The sequence below is a fragment of the Lancefieldella rimae ATCC 49626 genome (genome assembly GCF_000174015.1).
GTDB lineage: Bacteria > Actinomycetota > Coriobacteriia > Coriobacteriales > Atopobiaceae > Lancefieldella > Lancefieldella rimae.
Map to the genome: position 1 here is coordinate 1 of NZ_ACFE01000008.1, position 3040 is coordinate 3040.

A 3040-nucleotide genomic window follows, 5' to 3' on the forward strand; every position below is an offset into this window, starting at 1 on the left:
AGCTGCTATATGCTTCGCCATTGGAATTAAAATACATCCATCCGTTGTCTGTCTTGTGCCAACCCGAACTTTGTTGAATGGTGCCGGCTTTATATTCCATCTGGCGAGAAACGCTTGTGCCGTCAGACGATTTTGCCGTGATATACAGGGTGTAGGTGCCGCCTGAAAGTGGCGTAAAGCTATACGACGTATTGGTGGTGTTTTCTGCGAGAGTTACCCACGAACCTCCTGAGATCTTATAGTAGTAGGAGTACGTCATTCCACTACCGACGCCAACAAGATGAGGGCGCATGGTAATCTGTCCGTCTGAGCCGGACCATGCGTCAACTCGGCTCATGCTCCACCACGTCTTTGATGCATAGAAGTGATCCCAGATGCCCCATGCATCGGCATACCCAATACGATCAATAAAGGCAGAGTTGGAAAGCTTTGCCTCCATCGATGGGTTGGAGATAAACTCATGCTCAATGATGACTCCTAAGATGCCATTTCTGCGAGCATATCGAATGATGCCAAAATAGTCTGATTCCTCACCGGTGTCATACGTATCTCCGCCGCCATATCCCTTTGTTGGAGCGGAATCCCAACGATTGGTAATACCGGCTCGCTTATTAAGCTCACCATTGATGGCTTTCGCAAGCTTCTGACCGGCGGTATATAAATCATTGTTGTAGCGGATATTTCTAGGAGTAAGTACCATCGATCCAACGGCATTTGGACCGGCTGAGTTGTAGTGCATGGAGACAATCGCGCAACATTTTGCATCAACGGCGCGCTGTACACGCTCTTTCAGCGTGGGATCCTCGTTTTGCCCACGCACCACAACAACCTTGATTCCCCATTTCTCAAGATAGTACTTCGTGCTCATAGCGGTGTTCCAGGCTACGTCTCCCTCATGAAGACCGGAAGGACCAATGGCACCCGGATCACGTCCACTCATACCATCACTGTGTCCGGGATCAAGCGCAATGGGTCTGCCGGTTATTCGGGCAGTTTCTATAGCGCTTTCAAGGGAGTCTGATGTTATTAAGTTGCCTGATGAATCCATCGTGGTATACGTCTCGGCATATGCCCTTTGGATGTTTCCCGCAAGACAAAATGCAGAAAGAACAAGGATGCAAACCGCCCACAGACGCATTGTGGATAAGAACTTCGCTCGATTCATATATCCTCCATGTAAAGCTGAGTGAAGCATTTTCTGTGTAAAAATTACGCAATTGTTAATTTTACCTCATAATACATGGTTCACAAAGAAAAGATGTATTCGCAGCGAGGAATTGTATCTTATATGAGCAAAACCGACAGAAACCTTCGTTTTCCAGAGCACTTCTCGGCAGCTATTTTTGACTTTGATGGAACGCTTGCTGACACAACCCAGCTTTGGCAAAAAATTGACCGGGAGTTTTTTGAATCTCGGAACATCCCCTATGATGCTACCCTCAGCGAACACATTTCCCCTCTTGGTTTTACCGATGGCGCACACTGGGTAATTGAAACCTATCATCTGCATGAATCTGTTGACCACATTATTGACGAGTGGACCGCAAAAGGAAGAGCTGCATATCAAAACGATGTTGTCTTGAGGCCTGGTGCTGAGAAATACCTCCGCTATCTCCGTAGTAAAGGTATTGCAACGGCACTTGCAACCGTAAACGATGCCAATGTTTTTCGTGCAATGGAGGCTCGTATTCCCTTTCATGAACTTTTTGATGTCATAGCATTTGGATCTGAAGTCGGATGTGGAAAAGATCGTCCCGATCTGTATACATACGTTCTTTCTCAGCTTAAAACTTCTGCGCGCACTACCATAGTTTTTGAAGATATTCCGGTTGCCCTTAAGACGGCAAAATCATTGTCGCTTATTACCTGTGCGGTCAAATCGGATGACCAGACACAAAACATGGATCTTCTGGCTCCGTACGCAGACTATTCCATTAGCTCATGGAACGATCCAAGACTCGTGGGGCCGACCGGTGAAAATAACGGCTTACGCTAAGCCAGTGGCATATTCGGGAAAGCTCGTTTCATTTTGGCCTACATTCCGGTCTATAAACCAATGCAACAAAAAAGGGAGACTGAAAACCAGTCTCCCCTCCTTTGGCATATCCAAGAAAATCTAGATCTTGTGAACGCTTGAAGCCTGAAGCTTGCCATTCTGACCAGTAGTAATCTCGAATTCAACAGGCTGACCCTCGTCGAGAGTCTTGTAGCCATCCATCTCGATCTCGGAATAATGAACGAACAAATCATCGCCGTCCTCGCGAGAGATGAATCCGTAACCCTTTTCCGGATTAAACCATTTAACAGTACCTTGAGCCATTTCGTGCCTTTCTTTCTTGTCCCGCGGGACAAACACTGCGCTTTCGCGCGATACCCGTAGCCAATGCCACAACAAATATAATAACCTTAACGAACCCATATTGTATTGAGAAACCGTTGGCGGAATAAAGTACACCGATGAGCGGCATATTTTAGATATAAATTTGTATACTATTCTCATATGTTCAATTTATATACATTTTATAAACATTAAGTTTGAGAAGGAGCAGGCCCATGCAGCGCACCTACTTTGATATAAAATTTCAAAAAGACCTGCCACTGTTTCTTGTTGTTGCGCTGCTCGCGATAAGCATTTCGCTGATAGCTCCGGCAAAAACCGTATATGCGGAAAATACAGACTCTCAGGAACATTCGCAATTAAGCACACCCACTTCGGAGAATACCTCTCAATCAACGCAAAATGCCGAGACCTCTCCCTTACATGGGACAAAACCTTTGGACAATTCGCAGGCAGACAACGCAGCTCCTTCAAACGGCGCGCCAAAAACCAATACAAATACAGAATCCTCCACTGCAAACAAAAACAATACTGAAAATGGAGCATCATCTTCCTTAGAGAAATCAGGTGACTCATCGCAACCTTCCACTTCAGAGTCTTCTGAAGCATCTGCTTCCGATTCTCCCAAGCCCACATTTGGTTGGGAAAAATGCGCAGAGGGTTTTCGTTATAAGGATGAGAACGGGTCTTACCTCAAAAATT

At 45.8% G+C, this 3040-nt stretch carries 4 protein-coding genes; 2 read left to right on the forward strand and 2 right to left on the reverse strand.

Annotated elements, in window-relative coordinates:
- Positions 1-1165: N-acetylmuramoyl-L-alanine amidase (locus ATORI0001_RS07570; protein WP_004264564.1), on the reverse strand; the 1165-nt coding region annotated here is incomplete at its 3' end.
- A 123-nt stretch (positions 1166-1288) separates the two neighbouring features.
- Between ATORI0001_RS07570 and ATORI0001_RS07575 the strand changes: the two genes are divergently transcribed.
- Complete coding sequence (locus tag ATORI0001_RS07575) at positions 1289-1996, forward strand: HAD family hydrolase (protein WP_003150658.1); 708 nt, start codon at positions 1289-1291, stop codon at positions 1994-1996.
- Positions 1997-2116: 120 nt separating this feature from the next.
- Here ATORI0001_RS07575 and ATORI0001_RS07580 read toward each other — a convergent pair whose 3' ends face one another.
- Entirely contained in the window at positions 2117-2320 is a 204-nt protein-coding gene (locus ATORI0001_RS07580; protein WP_004264570.1) for a cold-shock protein, read from the reverse strand.
- A gap of 233 nt (positions 2321-2553) precedes the next feature.
- On the opposite strand from ATORI0001_RS07580, the gene ATORI0001_RS07960 reads away from it, so the two are divergent.
- Positions 2554-3040, forward strand: a 487-nt coding sequence (locus ATORI0001_RS07960) for a hypothetical protein (protein WP_004264567.1), incomplete at its 3' end; no start/stop codon positions are given.